This is a genomic window from Ideonella sp. (genome assembly GCF_041287625.1).
In the GTDB taxonomy this organism is placed as follows: domain Bacteria; phylum Pseudomonadota; class Gammaproteobacteria; order Burkholderiales; family Burkholderiaceae_C; genus Ideonella.
On the sequence record NZ_JBGGNH010000073.1, the window covers coordinates 1 to 19,503 of the forward strand.

The 19,503-nt window shown below is 65.9% G+C and carries 14 protein-coding genes; 10 read left to right on the forward strand and 4 right to left on the reverse strand.

The window, feature by feature from the left end; genetic code table 11:
- Nucleotides 1–119: 119 nt before the first annotated feature.
- Nucleotides 120–1,034, reverse strand: coding sequence for an SPFH domain-containing protein (locus ACAH41_RS27050; protein ID WP_370538685.1), 915 nt, complete (start codon nt 1,032–1,034; stop codon nt 120–122).
- A 23-nt stretch (nt 1,035–1,057) separates the two neighbouring features.
- The gene (locus ACAH41_RS27055) at nt 1,058–1,480 is read right to left on the reverse strand and encodes an NfeD family protein (RefSeq protein WP_370538686.1); all 423 of its coding nucleotides are present in this window, start codon (nt 1,478–1,480) and stop codon (nt 1,058–1,060) included.
- A 142-nt stretch (nt 1,481–1,622) separates the two neighbouring features.
- Between ACAH41_RS27055 and ACAH41_RS27060 the strand changes: the two genes are divergently transcribed.
- A complete protein-coding gene (locus ACAH41_RS27060) occupies nt 1,623–3,887 on the forward strand; it encodes an Orn/Lys/Arg decarboxylase N-terminal domain-containing protein (protein WP_370538687.1) in 2,265 nt (754 codons plus the stop codon).
- A 51-nt stretch (nt 3,888–3,938) separates the two neighbouring features.
- Nucleotides 3,939–5,042 (forward strand): GGDEF domain-containing protein, encoded by a 1,104-nt coding sequence (locus ACAH41_RS27065; protein ID WP_325653097.1) that lies wholly within the window; start codon nt 3,939–3,941, stop codon nt 5,040–5,042.
- Nucleotides 5,043–5,122: 80 nt separating this feature from the next.
- On the opposite strand, the gene fabI is transcribed toward ACAH41_RS27065, so the two are convergent.
- Nucleotides 5,123–5,914 carry an enoyl-ACP reductase FabI gene (gene fabI / locus ACAH41_RS27070; protein WP_325653096.1) on the reverse strand — a complete coding sequence of 264 codons (792 nt, stop codon included), beginning with the start codon at nt 5,912–5,914 and terminating at the stop codon, nt 5,123–5,125.
- A 294-nt stretch (nt 5,915–6,208) separates the two neighbouring features.
- Here fabI and rimP point away from each other — a divergent pair, with 294 nt between their 5' ends.
- From rimP to ACAH41_RS27110, 8 genes are all read left to right on the forward strand, one after another.
- A complete protein-coding gene (gene rimP, locus ACAH41_RS27075; RefSeq protein ID WP_325653100.1) occupies nt 6,209–6,811 on the forward strand; it encodes a ribosome maturation factor RimP in 603 nt (200 codons plus the stop codon).
- On the forward strand, nt 6,808–8,286 hold the full coding sequence (nusA, locus tag ACAH41_RS27080; RefSeq protein ID WP_325653095.1) for a transcription termination factor NusA: 1,479 nt from the start codon (nt 6,808–6,810) through the stop codon (nt 8,284–8,286). The genes rimP and nusA overlap by 4 nt, the downstream gene beginning before the upstream one ends.
- 56 nt (nt 8,287–8,342) lie before the next feature.
- On the forward strand, nt 8,343–11,339 hold the full coding sequence (infB, locus tag ACAH41_RS27085) for a translation initiation factor IF-2 (RefSeq protein ID WP_370538688.1): 2,997 nt from the start codon (nt 8,343–8,345) through the stop codon (nt 11,337–11,339).
- Nucleotides 11,340–11,436: 97 nt separating this feature from the next.
- The gene (gene rbfA, locus ACAH41_RS27090) at nt 11,437–11,823 is read left to right on the forward strand and encodes a 30S ribosome-binding factor RbfA (protein WP_325655357.1); all 387 of its coding nucleotides are present in this window, start codon (nt 11,437–11,439) and stop codon (nt 11,821–11,823) included.
- Nucleotides 11,824–11,854: 31 nt separating this feature from the next.
- A complete protein-coding gene (gene truB, locus ACAH41_RS27095; protein ID WP_325655356.1) occupies nt 11,855–12,835 on the forward strand; it encodes a tRNA pseudouridine(55) synthase TruB in 981 nt (326 codons plus the stop codon).
- A gap of 13 nt (nt 12,836–12,848) precedes the next feature.
- Nucleotides 12,849–14,672 (forward strand): translational GTPase TypA, encoded by a 1,824-nt coding sequence (gene typA / locus ACAH41_RS27100; RefSeq protein ID WP_370538689.1) that lies wholly within the window; start codon nt 12,849–12,851, stop codon nt 14,670–14,672.
- 268 nt (nt 14,673–14,940) lie between these two features.
- Nucleotides 14,941–15,861 (forward strand): DMT family transporter, encoded by a 921-nt coding sequence (locus ACAH41_RS27105; protein ID WP_370538690.1) that lies wholly within the window; start codon nt 14,941–14,943, stop codon nt 15,859–15,861.
- Nucleotides 15,862–15,996: 135 nt separating this feature from the next.
- Nucleotides 15,997–17,157: an enoyl-CoA hydratase/isomerase family protein gene (locus tag ACAH41_RS27110; RefSeq protein ID WP_325655353.1), complete on the forward strand. Its 1,161-nt coding sequence runs from the start codon at nt 15,997–15,999 to the stop codon at nt 17,155–17,157.
- Between the two features lie 231 nt (nt 17,158–17,388).
- Here ACAH41_RS27110 and ACAH41_RS27115 read toward each other — a convergent pair whose 3' ends face one another.
- On the reverse strand, nt 17,389–19,500 hold the full coding sequence (locus tag ACAH41_RS27115) for a phosphocholine-specific phospholipase C (protein WP_325655352.1): 2,112 nt from the start codon (nt 19,498–19,500) through the stop codon (nt 17,389–17,391).
- Between the last annotated feature and the right edge of the window lie 3 nt (nt 19,501–19,503).

Genomic DNA, 19,503 nt, shown 5'->3' on the forward strand with positions numbered 1-19,503 from the left:
CCCGGCACGGCGAGGCCGCGGCCCGGGAAAAGATCGAGGAAGTGAGCGAGCTGTTCGAGCACCTGCTGCCGCAAGGCCTGCGGTCACGTCCCAGCCCGCTCAGTTCCACCCCGGATTGATCAGGCGGCTTTCGTTCCCTGCACCATCTTCATGGCTGACCCGATCAGCGCCGACACCTCGGTCATGTTGCTCGGCACGATCAGCGTCGTCTTCGAGTCCGCCGCCACCTTGCTGTAGGCGTCCACCGCGCGCTCGGCCACCTTGAGCTGCACCGCCTGCTCGCCGCCGGGCTGGCGGATGGCCGCTGCGATGCGCTCGATGGCGGACGCGGTGGCATCGGCCACCGCGGTGATCGAAGCTGCCTCACCCTGCGCCTTGTTGATGATCGACTGCTTTTCGCCTTCGGAGCGGGCGATGAAGGCCTCGCGCTCGCCGGTGGCGATGTTGATCTGCTCCTGGCGGCGGCCTTCCGAAGCGGCGATCAGGGCGCGCTTTTCGCGCTCGGCAGTGATCTGCGACTGCATCGCGTGCAGGATTTCCTTGGGCGGCGTCAGGTCCTTGATCTCATAGCGCAGCACCTTCACGCCCCAGTTCAGTGCGGCTTCGTCGATGGCGGCGACCACCTGGGCGTTGATGATGTCGCGCTCCTCGAATGTCTTGTCCAGCTCCAGCTTGCCGATCACGCTGCGCAGCGACGTTTGCGCCAGCTGCGTCACGGCCATGATGTAGTTGGATGACCCGTAACTTGCACGCATCGGATCGGTGACCTGGAAGTAAAGGATGCCGTCCACCTGCAGCTGCGTGTTGTCGCGCGTGATGCAGATCTGGCTTGGCACGTCGAGCGGAATTTCCTTCAGGCTGTGCTTGTAGGCGACCTTGTCGATGAAGGGCACCAGGAAATTGAGGCCCGGGGCGAGCGCGGCGTGGTACTTGCCCAGGCGCTCGACCACCCATGCGTTCTGCTGGGGGACGACCTTGATCGCGCGGTAGGCGAAGATGGCCGCGATGATGACGATGACGATGGCAACTTCCATGGATTTCCCTCCTGTTGAACGGTTCAGATTTTTTCGACGACCAAGCGGCTGCCGACGACTTCGCGGACGCGATGCGCGCCGGCCTGCGGGTTCTCGCCGGGCGCGGCGACAACAGTCCATTGCGCCCCGCGGTATTTGACAGATGCCGTGCCGTCGCTTTCCCATGCCGGCACTTCGATGGTTGCGCCGACATCCTGGTTGACGTCGCGGTTGGAGCCCGTGGGGGCGTCGGACCGCTTGGGCCGCAAGAGGTGCCAGGCAGTCACGGCGCCACTGCAGATCGCGGCAGCCACGAGAAGCTGGACAGTCGGCGCCGCTCCCGCATGCGCCGCGAGCGCACCGGCCGCGAGACCGATGGCGATCATCAGCAGGTAGAAAGTCCCGGTGAGCAGTTCGACGGCGACTGCCGCTCCCGCAAGCAGCCACCAGATGGTTGAATCGGCCATGGCCCCTCCTTCAGGGTTGTGGGTGTCTTGATGGCACCACATTTTGGGTGTATTCAAGCACAGCGCAAGGAGGATGCCGAGGTATTTGCATACACTTCGCGCCTGTTTTTCGCTTTTTCTGGCCCGTGGTCTGGAGCTTTTGATGAAATTCCGCTTTCCCATCGTCATCATCGACGAAGACTACCGGTCCGAGAACACCTCCGGCCTGGGCATCCGCGCGTTGGCGCAAGCCATCGAAACCGAAGGCTTCGAGGTGCTGGGCGTCACGAGTTACGGCGACCTCTCGCAGTTCGCGCAACAGCAAAGCCGGGCCAGCGCGTTCATCCTCTCCATCGACGACGAGGAGTTCACGCCCGGCCCCGACCTGGACCCGGCGGTGCTCAACCTGCGCAGCTTCATCGAGGAAGTGCGGCGCAAGAACAGCGACGTGCCGATCTATGTGTATGGCGAAACCAAGACATCTCGCCACATTCCCAACGCCATCCTGCGCGAGCTGCACGGCTTCATCCACATGTTCGAGGACACGCCGGAGTTCGTGGCCCGCCACATCATCCGCGAGGCCAAGAGCTACGTCGACAGCCTCGCGCCGCCGTTCTTCCGCGCGCTGATGGACTATGCGCAGGATGGTTCGTACTCCTGGCACTGTCCCGGGCACTCCGGTGGCGTGGCCTTCCTGAAGAGCCCGATCGGTCGCATGTTCCACCAGTTCTTTGGCGAGAACATGCTGCGGGCCGACGTCTGCAACGCAGTGGAAGAGCTGGGCCAGTTGCTGGACCACACCGGCCCGGTCGCGGCCAGCGAGAAGAACGCGGCGCGCATCTTCAATGCCGACCACTGCTTCTTCGTCACCAACGGCACCAGCACCAGCAACAAGATGGTCTGGCACCACACGGTGGCACCGGATGACGTGGTGCTGGTCGACCGCAACTGCCACAAGTCCATCCTGCACAGCATCATCATGACCGGCGCTGTGCCGGTCTTCCTGACGCCCACGCGCAACCACTACGGCATCATCGGCCCGATCCCCGAGAGCGAGTTCACCAAGGCCTCGATCCAGGAAAAGATCGCCCGCCATCCGCTGCTGCAGGGCGTGGACCCGGCCAGCGTGCGGCCCAAGATCCTGACCGTGACGCAGAGCACCTATGACGGTGTGCTCTACAACACCGAGTCCATCAAGTCGCACCTGGACGGCTGGGTCGACACCATCCACTTCGACGAGGCCTGGCTGCCGCACGCGGCCTTCCACAAGTTCTACGGCAGCTACCACGCGATGGGCAAGAACCGCCCGCGCCCGAAGGAGGCCATGGTCTATGCCACCCAGTCCACGCACAAGCTGCTGGCGGGCATCAGCCAGGCTTCGCAGGTGCTGGTGCAGGACTCGCAGACGGTGCAGCTCGACAAGCACCTGTTCAACGAGGCCTACCTGATGCACACCTCGACTTCGCCGCAGTACGCCATCATCGCCTCGTGCGACGTGGCTGCGGCGATGATGGAGCCGCCCGGCGGCACCGCGCTGGTCGAGGAAAGCATCCGCGAGGCGCTGGACTTCCGGCGCGCGATGCGCAAGGTCGACAAGGAATACGCGGCCGACTGGTGGTTCACCGTCTGGGGCCCGGATGAGCTGGCACCACACGACATTGGCAAGCCCGACGACTGGGTTCTGAAGGCCAATGAAGAGTGGCACGGCTTCGGCAACCTGGCGGCCGGCTTCAACATGCTGGACCCGATCAAGTCCACCATCATCACGCCGGGGCTGGACATGTCGGGCAAGTTCGCCAAGACCGGCATCCCGGCGTCCATCGTCACCAAGTTCCTGGCCGAACATGGCGTGGTGGTCGAGAAGACCGGCCTGTATTCGTTTTTCATCCTGTTCACCATCGGCATCACCAAAGGCCGCTGGAACACGCTGCTGACCGCGCTGCAGCAGTTCAAGGACGACTACGACCGCAACCAGCCGCTGTGGCGCATCCTTCCCGAGTTCTGCGCCGCGCACCCGCGCTACGAGAAGATGGGACTGAAGGACCTGTGCCAGTCCGTGCACGAGGCCTACGCCGAAGGCGACATTGCGCGCCTGACGACCGAGGTCTACCTTTCGGACCTGGAGCCGGCGATGAAGCCCAGCGAGGCGTTCGCGTACATCGCGCGCCGCGCGACCGAGCGGGTCGAGATCAACCAACTCGAAGGCCGCGTGACCACCGCGCTGCTGACGCCATACCCGCCTGGCATTCCGCTGCTGATCCCGGGCGAGGTCTTCAACCGCCGCATCGTCGACTACCTGCGCTTCACGCAGGCCTTCAACGCCAAGTTCCCTGGCTTCGACACCGATGTGCACGGCCTGGTGGCGGAAGACAATGACAAGGGTGAACGCCACTACTATGTGGACTGCGTGCGCCGCGAGGCGATCTGACGCTTTCTGTGGGGGTGCCCGCCTGAGCCGCGGGCTGACCGGGGCGATCTGATGCGCGCCCTGGTTCGCTCCTTGTCGCAAGGCGGGCGCCTGATCGTCTCCGGCATGCTGATGGCCGCCATCGTGCATGCGGCCTTCGTGGTGCTGTTCCTGGCTGCGGGCGTCACCGGGCTGGCGCTGTTCAATGTCTTCAGCTGCCTGCTGTACCTGCTGATGACGCAGCTGATGCGCCAGACTCGCTGGCACCGGCTGTGCGAGGTGATGGCTGGCGTCGAAGTGGTGCTGCACGCCTGTGTTGCCAGCTGCTGGCTGGGCTGGGACAGCGGCTTTCACTACTACCTGCTGCTGATGCTGCCCACGCTGATGGTCAGCACGCTGGTGCCGCGGCGCGCCAAGTGGGCAGGGGCTGCCGCCTGTGTGCTGCTGTACCTCGCGCTGGACCTGCTGTCGCACCGCAGCCCGCCGCCGCAAGCGCTGCCCGATGGCTGGCTGCAAGGCCTGCGCCTGTTCAATGCGGCGGCCGCGTTATCGATGCTGGCAGGTCTTTCGGCGATCTACTACAACCTGGTGCTGCGGGCCGAGGCCGGCCTGCGCGAGATGGCCAGCCTGGATCCGCTGACCGGCCTGCTGAATCGCCGCAGCCTCACCGAACTGGCACGCCATCAGCTGGAAAAGCTCAACGATGCCAGCGCGCCCCTGAACGCGCTCAGCGTGCTGCTGGGCGACGTGGACCATTTCAAGGCCGTCAATGACCAGCACGGCCACGACGTGGGCGACCAGGTGCTGCGGGCCATCAGCCAGGCGCTGCAAAGCGGCATGCGCCAGGGCGACCTGCTCGGGCGTTGGGGCGGCGAGGAGTTCCTGGTGCTGCTGCCGGGCACCGAGCTGCCGGCCGCGCGGATGGTGGCCGAACGGCTGCGGGCGCTGGTGCAGGCGCGTTCGCTGCGCTTGCCGGAGGTGGCCACGCTGCTGCCGGTCAGCATCAGCTTCGGCCTGTGCCAGGCGCGGGCCGGCGAGCCGCTGGAGCAGGCCATTGCCCGGGCCGACCAGGCGCTCTACCGGGCCAAGCAGGCAGGCCGCAACCGGGTGGCGCTGGCCGATGAGGTGTTGGACACCCAGCCGCCGTCCACCTTGCCTTCTGAAGACTGGGGCTGATCAGGCAATTGTGCCGGAGCGGGATCGACGGGCGTGAAAAAGCCCGGACAGTGCCGGGCTTGAGTGGCGCGGGCGGGACTCTATTCGTCCAGCGGCATGCCGCTCATCACGTGGCTGAAGCCGCCGTCGACGTAGGTGATCTCGCTGGTCACGCCGGCCGACAGGTCCGACAGCAGGAAGGCGGCGACGTTGCCAACGTCCTCGATCGTGACGTTGCGACGCAGCGGCGCATTCTTCGAGAAGATTTCCAGCAGCTTGCCAAAACCCTTGATGCCCGAAGCGGCCAGCGTCTTGATCGGGCCGGCCGAAATGCCGTTCACGCGAATGCCCTTGGGGCCCAGGCTGGCGGCAAGGTAACGCACGCTGGCTTCCAGCGACGCCTTGGCCAGGCCCATGGTGTTGTAGGCCGGCACCACGCGCATCGCGCCCAGGTAGCTCAGCGTCAGCAGTGCAGCGTGCGGGCGCAGCGAGGGCAGGGCAGCCTTGGCCAGGGCCGGGAAGCTGTAGGCCGAAATGTCATGCGCAATGCGGAAGTTCTCGCGGGTCAGCCCATCGAGGAAATCGCCGGCAATCGCTTCGCGCGGGGCGAAGCCGATCGAATGCACAAATCCGTCGAAGCCTTCGGGCCAGGCGGATTTCAGGTCGGCGAAGAGTCGCTCGATGGCGGCGTCGTCGCCCACGTCGCAATCAAATATGAGGCTGGAGCCGAATTCAGCTGCAAACTCGGTGATGCGATCCTTGAAGCGCTCACCGACGTAGCTGAACGCCAGTTCGGCGCCTTCGCGGTGGCAGGCCTTGGCGATGCCATAGGCGATGGAGCGATTCGAAAGCAGCCCCGTGATCAGCAGGCGCTTGCCGGCGAGAAATCCCATGCGGTCTCCGTGGACGGTAAGGTTGCGGTAGGCGGTCCCTGTCCGCAGTGTTCTTGATATGCAGCGCGCAATTCTCGCATGCGCCCAGTCCGGCAGCTTGCTGAAGCCCTGCCTTCGGGCTACAATCAGACTCTTCGCTAGAATTGCACCGAAGCGCTAGAAAGAGTGGGCGGATTTTTCCAGCCCATTTTTTTTGGCGTTTGTGTTTTCAGCCGCGGTTTTCCGCTGCGTGTTTCTGGTGGTCAGGCGTTTCAAGCGCCTTTTTGCTTCTTACTGGAAGGTATTCGCACCCTGATGAGCTGGAGCCAGGCCGTTGATCGTACGGTGACCGGATTGGGCTATGAACTCGTTGATGTCGAGCGATCGGCAGGCGGGTTGCTGCGCGTTTTGATCGACCGGGTGCCCGGTCGGGCCTACCCCACCGGGCCACATGAGTTTGTCACGGTTGAAGACTGTGAGGCGGTGACGCGCCAGTTGCAGTATGTGCTGGAAGTCGAGAACGTCGACTATGCACGGCTGGAAGTGTCTTCCCCGGGGTTGGATCGGCCGCTGAAGACGGCCGCTCACTACCAGCGCTTTGTCGGCGAGCAGGTGCAGATCACGCTCAAGCTGCCGTTCCAGGGCCGCAAGAAATACGAAGGTTTGCTGCAGAAAGCCGTGGGGGCCGAGGAGGCCACGCCGCAGGCTGACGAGCAGGCCGTCGCCACGGATGACACCGGCTGGCAGCTGGTGTTCAACGATGGCAAGGTCGACCAGGTACTGGACTTCAGCCTGGGCGAAGTGCGCGAGGCCCGGCTGGTGCCGGTGCTGGATTTCAAGGGGCGGCGTGGCAAAGCCACCCCGGCTGTGCCGCAGGCAGCGGACGGCGACTCGAACGACGGAGGTCAACAAGAATGAACCGCGAAATGCTGATGTTGGTGGATGCGATCTCGCGCGAGAAGAGCGTGGAGCGCGATGTGGTGTTTGGCGCGGTGGAGGCCGCGCTGGCTTCTGCGACCAAGAAGCTTCACGGCGGTGAAGTGGACATCCGTGTCACCGTTGACCGTGACACCGGCGATTACGAGACCTTCCGCCGCTGGCACGTCGTTCCGGACGAAGCCGGCCTGCAGATTCCTGATGCCGAAATCCTGCTGTTCGAAGCGCTGGAACAGATTCCCGACATCGAGGTGGACGACCACATCGAGGAGCCGATCGAGTCCGTGACCATCGGCCGCATTGGCGCGCAAGCGGCCAAGCAGGTGATCCTGCAGAAGATCCGCGATGCCGAGCGTGAGCAGTTGCTGAACGATTTCCTCGCCCGTGGCGAGAAGATCTTCGTCGGCACCGTCAAGCGCCTGGACAAGGGCGACATCATCGTCGAGTCGGGCCGCGTTGAAGGCCGGCTCAAGCGCGGCGAGATGATCCCCAAGGAGAACCTGCGTTCCGGCGACCGCGTGCGGGCCTTCATGGCCGGCATTGACCCGATCGCCCGTGGCCCGCAAATCATGCTGTCGCGCTCGGCGCCAGGCTTCATGGTCGAGCTGTTCGCCCAGGAAGTGCCGGAAATCGAGCAAGGCCTGCTGGAGATCAAGAGCTGCGCCCGTGACAGCGGTTCGCGCGCCAAGATCGCCGTGGTCTCGCATGACAAGCGGGTCGACCCGATCGGCACCTGCGTCGGCGTTCGGGGTTCGCGCGTCACCGCGGTGACCAACGAACTCGCCGGTGAGCGGGTCGACATCGTGCTGTGGTCGGAAGATCCGGCGCAGTTCGTCATCGGCGCGCTGGCGCCGGCCAACGTGCAGTCCATCGTCGTCGACGAAGAGCGGCACGCGATGGATGTCGTGGTCGACGAGGAAAACCTGGCGATCGCGATCGGCCGTGGCGGCCAGAACGTGCGCCTGGCGTCCGAGCTGACCGGCTGGCGCATCAACATCATGACGGCCGAGGAATCGGCCGCCAAGCAGGCGGAAGAGTCGGGCTCGATCCGCTCGCTGTTTGTCGAGAAACTCGACGTGGACGAAGAAGTCGCCAACATGCTGATCGGGGAAGGTTTCACCAGTCTCGAAGAAGTGGCCTATGTGCCGCTGCAGGAAATGTTGGAGATCGAAGGCTTCGATGAAGACACCGTCAGCGAGCTGCGCAATCGTGCGAAGGATGCGCTGCTGACGATGGAAATTGCCCGTGAAGAAAAGGTCGATGACGTTTCGCAGGATCTGCGCGACCTCGACGGCCTCAACCCCGCTCTGATTGGCCAACTGGCTGATGGTGGTGTGCACACCCGTGATGACCTGGCCGACCTGGCCGTCGATGAACTGGTCGAGATGACCGGTGTGGACGACGTGCAGGCCAAGGCGCTGATCATGAAGGCGCGTGAACACTGGTTCAACGCCTGAGCGCCCAGCCTACCCGCACGTCCCGCACACGGCACCAAGATCAAGGAAACTCAAGAATGGCTGTGACTACCGTCGCCCAACTCGCCGCGGAGCTGAACCGGCCCGCCGGGACGCTGCTCGAGCAGCTGAAGTCGGCCGGCGTCGCCAAGATTTCGCCTGACGATTCGCTCAACGAATCGGACAAGGAGCGCTTGCTCGACTATCTCCGCATCTCCCACGGCTCCACTGCTGGCGCCGACCGCAAGAAGATCACGCTGACCCGCAAGTCGACCAGCGAGATCAAGCAGGCCGATGCCAGTGGCAAGGCCCGCACCATCCAGGTCGAGGTGCGCAAGAAGCGCACTTTCGTCAAGCGCGACGATGCGCCGGGTGGTGTCGAAGACGACGGCGCAGCCGCCGCTGCGGAAGAAGCCGATCTCTCGCGCCGCGAAGAAGAAGCCCGCCTGCAGGCCGAGCAGATCCGTCAACAGGAAGAAGAGCTGGCCGAAAAGCGCCGCCTGCGCGAAGAGCAGGAGCGCCACGACCGCGAGGTCCGGATGGCTGCTGAGGCCGCTGCCGCAAAGGCCGCCGCCGAAGCTGCCGCCGCTGCCGAGGAGGCTGCTGCCAAGGCGGCGGCTGAATCCAAGGCGGAAGCAAAGCTGGAAGCCAAGGCTGCCGCAAAGGCCAAGTCCATTGCCGAGTCGTCGGCCATGTCTGCCGCTGCGCAGGCACCCGCGCCTTCGCGCCGGCAAGCCGCTCCCCCGGCGCCCGCTCCGGCACCCGTGGCCGCTGCTCCCGCGCCTGCGCCAGTCCCGGTGCCTGCGCCCGAGCCGGTCGCCCCCCCGAAGCCCGCATTGCGCGTGGTGAAGGCGGCAGACACCGAAGCCGAAGAGCAAAAGCGCATGGCCGACCTGGCCGCTCGCCGCCAGAAGGCCGAGGCCGAGGCCTCCGCCATCCGCGACATGATGAACCGCAAGAGCAAGGTTCTGGTAGCGAAGAAGCCGGAAGAGCCGCCCAAGCCGGTCGAGGTGCCCAAGGAAGGCATCAAGGGCACGATCCACAAGGCCAAGGGTGCGCCTGGCGCGCCCGCGACGACTGCCGCCACCGCTGCAAAGCCGGGCGACAAGAAGTCGGTCAAGTCCGAGAAGCTGTCGTCCAGCTGGGCTGACGATGCGAAGAAGCGTGGCGTTGGCGCGGCCAAGCCGCGCACCGACGCTGGCAGCAACCGCCCGGGCTGGCGCGCGCCGCGCGGTGGCCGCCGTGGCGACAGCCGCGACATGGGCAACGCCTCGAATTTCCAGGCACCGACCGAGCCGACGATCCAGGAAGTGCATGTGCCGGAGACCATCTCGGTCGCCGACCTGGCGCACAAGATGTCGGTCAAGGCCGGTGAGCTGATCAAGGCCCTGATGAAGCTGGGCCAGATGGTCACCATCAACCAGCAGCTGGACCAAGAGACAGCCATGATCCTGGTCGAGGAAATGGGCCACAAGGCGCTGGCTGCCAAGCTGGACGATCCGGAAGCTTTCTCGGAAGAGGAAGAAGCCGCAGCCTCCGGCGAGGCGCTCTCGCGTGCACCGGTCGTGACCGTGATGGGCCACGTTGACCACGGCAAGACCTCGCTGCTGGACTACATCCGCCGCAGCCGCGTGGCCGCAGGCGAAGCTGGCGGCATCACGCAGCACATTGGCGCGTACCACGTGGAAACCCCGCGCGGCATGATCACCTTCCTGGACACCCCGGGTCACGCGGCCTTCACGGCCATGCGGGCTCGCGGCGCCAAGGCCACCGACATCGTGATCCTGGTGGTCGCGGCGGACGATGGCGTGATGCCGCAGACCAAGGAAGCGATCCACCATGCCAAGGCGGCGGGCGTGCCCATCGTTGTGGCCATGACCAAGATCGACAAGCCGGACTCGAACACCGAACGCCTGAAGGGCGAGCTGGTGGCCGAGCAGGTCGTGCCGGAAGAGTTTGGTGGCGAGTCGCCGTTCGTGGGCGTGTCGTCCAAGACCGGCGTCGGCATCGACGAACTGCTGGAACAGGTGCTGCTGCAGGCCGAAGTGCTGGAGCTGAAGGCACCTGCGCAGGCGATGGCCAAGGGCATCGTGATCGAAGCCCGCCTGGACAAGGGCCGCGGCCCGGTCGCCAGCGTGCTGATCCAGTCCGGCACGCTCAAGCGTGGCGACGTGATCCTGGCAGGCTCGAGCTTCGGCCGCGTGCGTGCCATGCTGGACGAAGACGGCAAGACCTTGGCCGAAGCCGGCCCGTCGATCCCGGTCGAAATCCAGGGCCTGACCGAAGTGCCGCAGGCAGGTGATGACTTCATGGTGCTGTCGGATGAACGCCGGGCCCGTGAAATCGCCACCTTCCGCCAGGGCAAGTACCGCGAAGTGACCTTGAACAGGCGCCAGGCTGCAAAGCTGGAGAACATGTTCGAGACCATGGGCCAAGGTGCTGCACAGGCGCTGCCGCTGATCATCAAGGCCGACGTGCAGGGTTCGCAGGAAGCCCTGGCTTCTTCGCTGCTCAAGCTGTCGACCGACGAGGTCAAGGTGCAGATCGTGCACGCCGCGGTGGGTGGCATCAGCGAGTCGGACGTCAACCTGGCGATCGCCTCCAAGGCCATCATCATCGGCTTCAACACCCGTGCCGATGCCCAAGCCCGCAAGCTGGCCGAGCACAGCGGCGTTGACCTGCGCTACTACAACATCATCTACGACGCAGTGGATGAGGTGAAGGCAGCGATGGGCGGCATGCTGGCGCCGGAACAGCGCGAAGAAGCGCTGGGCACCGCGGAGATCCGCGTGGTCTTCGTGGCTTCCAAGATCGGCACCGTGGCCGGCTCGATGGTCACCTCCGGCCTGGTTCGCCGCAACGCGAAGTTCCGCCTGCTGCGCGACAACATCGTGGTCTACACCGGCGAAGTCGAATCCGTCCGGCGCGAGAAGGACGATGTCCGCGAGGTCAAGGAAGGCTTCGAGTGCGGTATCAAGCTCAAGAACTACAACGACATCAAGGAAGGTGATCAGTTGGAATTCTTCGAGGTCAAGGAAGTGGCACGCACGCTGTAAAAGCGGGGTCGGGTTTCACCCTAGAACCCCGCCGGAAACGGCGGGGTTTTTACTTGGGGCAGAAGCCTGATGCAACGCCGAACCGGAGCACATCCAGATGCGACACAAACGCAACATCCCCAACCGCAGCTTCCGCGTGGCCGACCAGATCCAGCGCGATGTGGCCCAGCTGATCCGCGACCTGAAGGATCCGCGCATCGGCATGGTCACGATCAATGCGGTCGAGGTCACGCCGGATTACGCGCATGCCAAGGTGCTGTTTTCGCTGTTGGTGGGCGACCCGGTCGAGACCGAGATCGCGCTGAACGAGGCTGCCGGCTTTGTCCGCAACGGCCTGTTCAAGCGCCTGGCGATCCACACCGTGCCCACGTTGCACTTCAAGTTCGACCAGACGACTTCCCGCGCTGCCGAGCTGAGCAGCCTGATCAACCGCGCCAACGCCACCCGGGCCAAGGAAGACGAACCCGGCGGTCCGCAGGACTGACCGAGTTTTCCCCTTTTCCAAGACAACGCCGATGAATTCCGCCAAGCCCCGCATCCCGCGCCGTGCCCTGCACGGCGTGCTGTTGCTCGACAAGCCCATCGGCCTGTCGAGCAATGATGCGTTGCAGAAGGTCAAGTGGCTGTACCGCGCCGAGAAGGCGGGCCACACCGGCACGCTGGACCCGCTGGCCACCGGCCTGCTGCCGATCTGCTTCGGCGCCGCGACCAAGTTCTCGCAAGTGAGCCTGGATGCCGACAAGGGCTACCTGGCCACGCTGCGCCTGGGCCAGACCACGGTGGGCGGCGACCGCGAAGGCGAGATCCTCGCCGAGCGGCCGGTCAATGTCACCGGCGAACAGCTGCTTCATGCTGTTGCCAGCTTTCTCGGCTCGATCGACCAGATTCCGCCGATGCAGTCGGCGCTGAAAAAGGACGGCCGGGCGCTGTACGAATACGCCCGCGCCGGCATCGAGGTCGAGCGCGCATCGCGGCGCGTCACCATTCATCGGCTCGACATCGTCTCGTGGCAGCCTGAAGACATGTTGCTCACGCTGGACGTGCGCTGCAGCAAGGGCACCTACGTTCGCACGCTGGCCCAGGACCTGGGCGAGGTGCTCGGCTGTGGCGCGCACCTCGCCGGGCTGCGCCGCACGCACAGTGGCGGACTGGACCTGTCCCATGCCGTCACGCTGACTCAACTGGCCGAGGAGGATGCCGATGCACGCGATGCGCGGCTCCAGCGGCCTGACACGCTGCTCGCGGACTGGCCGGCACTCAGCCTGCCGGACACCGAAGCGGCCCGTTTCCTCACCGGATTGCGCCGTCGCGTGGCGCTTCCAGACACCCCGGCCGTGCGGGTTTACGGCCCTCAAGGAGCCGAGGGGCCGCTCCCGAGGTTTCTTGGCCCCGATTGCTCCGCTGCCTTTCTGGGCAGTGGCCACATTCTTGCTGGCGAATTGATCGCCGACCGCCTGCTCAGCCCCGTCGAGGTGCAGGCCTTGCTGGTTTCTTAGAAAGACCTCTCCCATGAGCCGACAGATCCGCAACATTGCCATCATTGCCCACGTGGACCATGGCAAGACCACCATGGTTGACCAACTGCTGCGTCAGTCGGGCACCTTCGCCGAACACGAGAAGGTGGTTGACACCGTGATGGACAGCAATGCCATCGAACGTGAACGTGGCATCACCATCCTGGCCAAGAACTGCGCCGTCAGCTGGGAAGGCACGCACATCAACATCGTCGACACCCCGGGCCACGCGGACTTCGGCGGTGAAGTCGAACGCGCGCTGTCCATGGTCGACGGCGTGGTGCTGCTGATCGACGCCCAGGAAGGCCCTATGCCGCAGACCCGCTTCGTGACCAAGAAGGCGCTGGCGCTGGGCTTGAAGCCCATCGTCGTCGTCAACAAGGTCGACAAGCCGGGGGCCAAGCCGGACGCCGTCATCAACGCCGCTTTCGACCTGTTCGACAAACTGGGCGCCACCGACGAGCAACTGGACTTCCCGGTCGTCTACGCCTCCGGCATCAATGGCTGGACCTCGCTGACCGAAGGCGCCCCCGGTGAACAGTGGGGCCCGGACATGTCGGCCCTGTTCAACACCGTGCTCAAGCACGTGCCGGCCCAGGAAGGCGATCCGGCCGCTCCGCTGCAACTGCAGATCTCGGCGCTGGACTACTCCACCTTCGTCGGCCGCATCGGCGTGGGCCGCATCAGCCAGGGCACGATCAAGCCGTCGATGGACGTGCTTGTCATGGAAGGCCCGGACGGCAAGGCCACCAAGGGCCGTGTCAACAACGTGCTGACCTTCCAGGGCCTGGACCGCGTGCAGGTCACCGAAACCGGCCCGGGCGACATCGTGCTGATCAATGTCATTGACGAGAGCGGCATCGGCGTCACCGTCACCAGCGTGGCCAACCCGGCCCCGCTGCCGATGCTGAAGGTCGACGAGCCGACGCTGACGATGAACTTCTGCGTCAACACCAGCCCGCTGGCTGGCCGCGAAGGCAAGTACGTCACCAGCCGCCAGATCTGGGACCGCCTGCAGAAGGAACTGCAGAGCAACGTCGCGCTGCGCGTCAAGGAAACCGACGAAGACGGCATCTTCGAAGTGATGGGCCGCGGCGAACTGCACCTGACCATCCTGCTGGAGAACATGCGCCGTGAAGGCTACGAGCTGGCCGTGTCGAAGCCGCGCGTGGTGTTCCACGATGTGGACGGCGTCAAGCACGAGCCGATCGAGCTGGTCACTGCCGACGTGGAAGAAACCCACCAGGGCGGCGTGATGCAGGCGCTGGGTGAGCGCAAGGGCGAGCTGGTCAACATGGAACCGGACGGCCGTGGCCGCGTGCGCCTGGAATACCGCATCCCGGCGCGTGGCCTGATCGGCTTCTCGAACGAGTTCCTGAACCTGACCCGTGGTTCGGGCCTGATCAGCAACATCTTCGACGGCTACGAGCCGCACAAGGGTGACATCGCCAGCCGCAAGAACGGCGTGCTGATCTCGATGGACGCCGGTGAAATCTTCACCTACGCGCTGGGCAAGCTGGACGACCGTGGCCGCATGTTCGTCAAGCCGAACGACCCGGTCTACGAAGGCATGATCGTCGGCATCCACAGCCGCGACAACGACCTGGTCGTCAACGCGACCCGCACCAAGCAGCTGACCAACTTCCGCGTCTCCGGCAAGGAAGATGCGATCAAGATCACGCCCCCGATCGACCTGACGCTGGAATACGGCGTCGAGTTCATCGAGGACGACGAACTGGTCGAGATCACGCCGAAGTCGATCCGCGTGCGCAAACGCCATCTGTCGGAACACGACCGCAAGCGCGCCTCCAGGGGCTGAAGTAGGGCACCCGGTCTCATGAGTACCTGAGACCACCCGCCGGGTGGGTTGGCGGTGCCGCCTTGGGGCGGCCCGGCGCCGGCCCCGCTGGGGATGGCGCACCCGGGTTCGCGAGATACGCGAACCCACCCGCCGAGCGGGTTGGCTCCGCCGCCTTGGGGGCGGCCCGGCGCCGGCTCCGCTGGCGGTCCCCCGCCTTGCGACAAAGCCGCCTTCGGGCGGCTTTGTGCATTTTTGGCAGGCAGCAGTGATGGAACCAGGACAAGCAATGGGGCACGGCCGAGCCGTGGTGACGATGGTGCTGGCCACCTTGATGTGGAGCATCGCCGGCGTGGTCACGCGGCAGCTCGACGCGCCCGGGCTGGCGGCCGAGCAGACCTTCTGGCGTAGCGCCGGTGCGGCCGCGTCGCTGGCGGTGCTGTTGCCGTGGCTGATGGGGCGTGAGGCGCTGCGGCGCTCGCTCACGCAAGGCGGCTGGGCCTTGTGGGCGTCAGCCTTGTGCTGGGCCATGATGTTCACAGCCTTCATGGTCGCGCTGGCGTTGACCACGGTGGCCAACGTGCTGGTGGCCGAGGCACTGGGACCGCTGTTCGCCGCGCTGATCGGCCGCGCCACGCTGGGCCAGCGGCTGCCGCTGCGCACCTGGGGCGCCATCGCGCTGGCGGGCGCCGGCATCGGCTGGATGTACGGCCCGCAGCTGGCCGGCGCCGAGCCGCGTCATCTGTTGGGCAGCGCGCTGGCCATGGTGCCGCCGCTGGCGGCGGCCAGCATGTGGACGTTGCTGCAGGCCAACGAGCGCAAACACCCTGGTGCGCGGGTCGACATGCGGCCTGCCGTGATGCTGGGCGCCACGCTTTCGGCGCTGGCCTGCCTGCCCTGGGCCTGGCCGCTGCGGGCGGGTGCGCATGACGTGGCCTTGCTCGGCGGCCTGGGCCTGGTGCAGCTGGCCATTCCATGCGCGCTGGCCGTGGCCGCCGGCCGGGTGCTGAGCGCGCCGGAGTCCGCGTTGCTGGGGCTGCTGGAAATCCTGTTCGGCGTCGCCTGGGCCTGGGCCAGCGGAGCCGAGGAGCCACCGCCCAGCGTGCTGGCCGGCGGCACGCTGGTGCTGCTGGCACTGGCCGGCCATGAAGCGGTGGCCATGTGGCAGCGCCGCCAGTCGGCGGTCAGGGTGGCCTCAGCCGGCAGCTGAGGCGGCAGATGCGGCAGACACGGTTGAAGCGGCGCGGCGCGGCACAATCATTGCCATCTCGCGGCGTTCACCACCCGGCAGAGCCGCCACCCTCGCATGCAAGACGGGCGACAGCCCGCAGGAGACACTGGTTCCATGACTTCCGCTTCTTCCTTGCCCCCGCTGGTCTCCGGCGGTCAGGTGCTGGCCGAGCAGCAGGGCGACTTCGGCATCATCACGCTGAACCGGGCCGGCGCGCTGAACGCCTTGTCGCTCGGCATGGTGCGTGACCTGACCACGCTGCTGTTGCACTGGCGCGATGACCGCAGCGTCAGCGCCGTGCTGGTGCAGGGCGCGGGCCGCGCAGGCAAGGCGCCGGCCTTTTGCGCAGGCGGCGACATCCGTTTCTTCCATCAGGCCGCGCTTGCGGGCAACCCTCAGCTCGAAGACTTCTTCACCGAGGAGTACGCGCTGAACCACCTGATCCACCGCTACCCCAAGCCCTACATCGCGCTGATGGACGGCATCTGCATGGGCGGCGGCATGGGCATCAGCCAGGGCGCCAGCGTGCGCGTGGTCACCGAGCTGAGCAAGCTGGCGATGCCCGAGACCCACATCGGCCTGTTCCCGGACGTGGGCGGCGGCTGGTTCCTGGCCCGCTGCCCTGGCCACACCGGCGAATACCTGGCGCTGACCGGCCAGACCCTGACTGCGGCGGACGCCATCTCGCTGGGCCTGGCGGACGCACTGGTGCCGTCAGCCGCACTGCCGGCCCTGGTCGCGGCGCTGGCCCAGCCGGCTGCCATGCCCGGCCGTCCGGCCGACATTCCGCACACCGCCGAGGAAACCGCCACCCGCATTGCCGCAGCGCTGAAGCCGCATGCACAAGCCGCAGGCGAGGGCGCCCTGGCAACGCACCGCGGCGCGATCGACCTGCACTTCAGCCTGCCCACGCTGGTCGCCATCGAAGCCTCGCTGGCTTCAGACGATTCCGAGTTCGCCAAGGCCACGCTGGCCACGCTGCACCAACGCTCGCCGATGATGATGGCCGTGACGCTGGAACTCGTGCGCCGCGCCCGCAACATGACGCTGGCCGATGACCTGCGCCTGGAGCGCGACCTGGTGCGCCACTGCTTCCAGCTGCGCCCCGGCACCGCCAGCGAAACGGTCGAAGGCATCCGCGCGCTGGCGGTCGACAAGGACCACCAGCCGCACTGGAACCCGCCGCACATCGCGGATGTGACGCCCGAGCTCATCGCCCCGTTTTTCGCCAGCCCCTGGCCGGCGCACGTGCATCCGCTCAGAGAGTTGGATTGAAGGGCAAGGGATCGGCCTCGGAGCGGTCCCCCACCGTGGTTCAAACAAATGGGGTCAGAGTCCATTTATCTGGGCATTCGGGTAGCGTTGCAATGGGGTATCTCAAGATAAATTGACTCTGACCCCATTTGTTTGTGCGCCGGACTGGGCAGGAACGAAAAAGGCCTCGCGTCGCAGCGAGGCCTTGGGCTTGTTAAGTGGCCCGGCGTGTTCGCGAGGCCGGGTGTTTGGTCAGGCTTTCAGCTGAAGCCCACCCATCATCGGATCGCTGATGCTCGGCTTGCCGTTTTCAATGTGGCCGGCCAGTTGCACCAGGAAGCCGGTGTCGCCATCCACGCGCACGCTCACGTCGTACCAGCCCGAGGTCTTCACCAGGTTCCAGCTGACGGCGCCGGAAGCACCGGCATGCAGCTTCAGGCTCTGGCTCTTGCGGCCGTAGGCGTCGACCAGGCGGACTTCCACCGAGCGCGGGCTGTTGTTGGTGATGTTCAACGTCAGCAACTGCTCGTCGGCCGCGGTGTATTGCGCCTCGACCTGCAGCAGCGCCATGCCGTCACCGCCGGTGCTGCCCTGGAAGGCGCGGTAGAAGCCGTTCGGGCCGTGCACCGCCAGCTTGTACTGGCCATTCTTCGCCGCCCAGTTGCCGCTCAGCGACTTGCCGGCGCCCACGGTGTAGCCGCGCGGTGCGTCCTTGCCATGCAGCGCATCGCGCACATGGAACACGGCGGCCTGGGTGCCGAAGTTGCTGAAGCCGATCTGGTAGCTGCCGTCAGCCGCCACCATGCCGCTGGCGTGCAGCACGTAGGGCAGCGGGCGCGCGTTGCGCACGCCGGTTTCCTGCACCGGCAGCGTCGGGTCGGTCGGCGCCACGACGACGTAGTCCGCATGCCGCACCAGGTCCGGCGGCACGTAGCCGGCGGTGCTGGGCAGCGTGGGCAGCTTGACGTTGGGCTTGGCGAAGTTGAACGCGCCGGTCAGGTCGCCGGTGACGGTGCGGCGCCACTTGGTGATGTTGGTTTCGGTCAGCGCCGGGTTGCCCTGGCCGAAGCGGGCTTCCAGGAAGCGGATCACCGAGGTGTGGTCGAACACCTGCGAGTTGACCCAGCCGCCCTTGCTCCAAGGCGAGACGACGATCATCGGCACGCGCATGCCCAGGCCGTAAGGCGCCTTGGGGTGGCTGTCGTCGCCGGGGAAGATCTCGTTGTGTGTGCTGACGGTGGAAGCGCCCAGCTTGTCGTTCATCGGTGGCGTCGGCGGCACCATGTGGTCGAAGAAGCCGCCTTCTTCGTCGTAGTTGACGAACAGCACCGTCTTGCTCCAGACCTCCGGGTTGGCCGTCAGCGCGTCCAGGAACTGCGAAATGAACCAGGCGCCGTAATCGGCCGGATGGTTCGGGTGCTCGCTGAAGGCTTCCGGCGCGCAAATCCACGACACCTGCGGCAGCCGGTTGTTGGCCACGTCGTCGCGGAATTGGGTCACCAGTTGCATCGGGTCGCGGCCTTGCGCGTCGATGTTGGTGCCGGTCTTGGCCTTGTCGGCCAGCGGCGTGCCCGGTTGCGCGTTCTGGTACTGGTGGAAGTACAGCAGCGAGTTGTCGCCGTAGTTGCCGATGTACGGGTCGCTGGTCCAGCCCCAGTAGCCCGCGGCGTTCAGGCCCACGCCCACGTCCTGGTAGATCTTCCAGCTGATGCCGGCCGCTTCGAGGCGCTCCGGGTAGGTCTTCCAGTCGTAGCCGGCCTCGGCGTTGGTGATGACCGGGCCGCCGGCGGCGCCGTCATTGCCGACCCAGCCGGACCACAGGTGGTAGCGGTTCGGGTCGGTCGGGCCGAGCAGCGAGCAGTGATAGGCGTCGCAGACCGTGAATGCGTCTGCCAGCGCGTAGTGGTACGGAATGTCCGCGCGCTGGTGATAGGTCATGGCCGACAGGCCCTTGTTCGGCACGAACTGGTCCTGGCGGCCCAGGTTCCACGCGGCGTGGGTGTCGTTCCAGCCGTGCGGCGGGTCCGGCAGGAAGGTCAGCCCCAGGTTGTCCACCGGCGGGCGGAACGGCATCACCAGCTTGCCGTCGGCGTCCTTCTGGTACCAGACCGGCTGGCCCGAGGGCAGCGTCACGGCACGCGGGTCGGCAAAGCCGCGCACGCCGCGCAGCGTGCCGAAGTGGTGGTCGAACGAGCGGTTTTCCTGCATCAGGATCACGACGTGCTCGACGTCGTTGATCGTGCCGGTCTTGCTGTTGGCCGGGATGGCCAGCGCGCGGGCGATGCTGGGTGGCAGGGCGCCGGCGGTCGCGGCGCCGGTGGCGCCAAGCAGGTGCAGGAACTGGCGGCGATTGGTTTCGGTCATGTG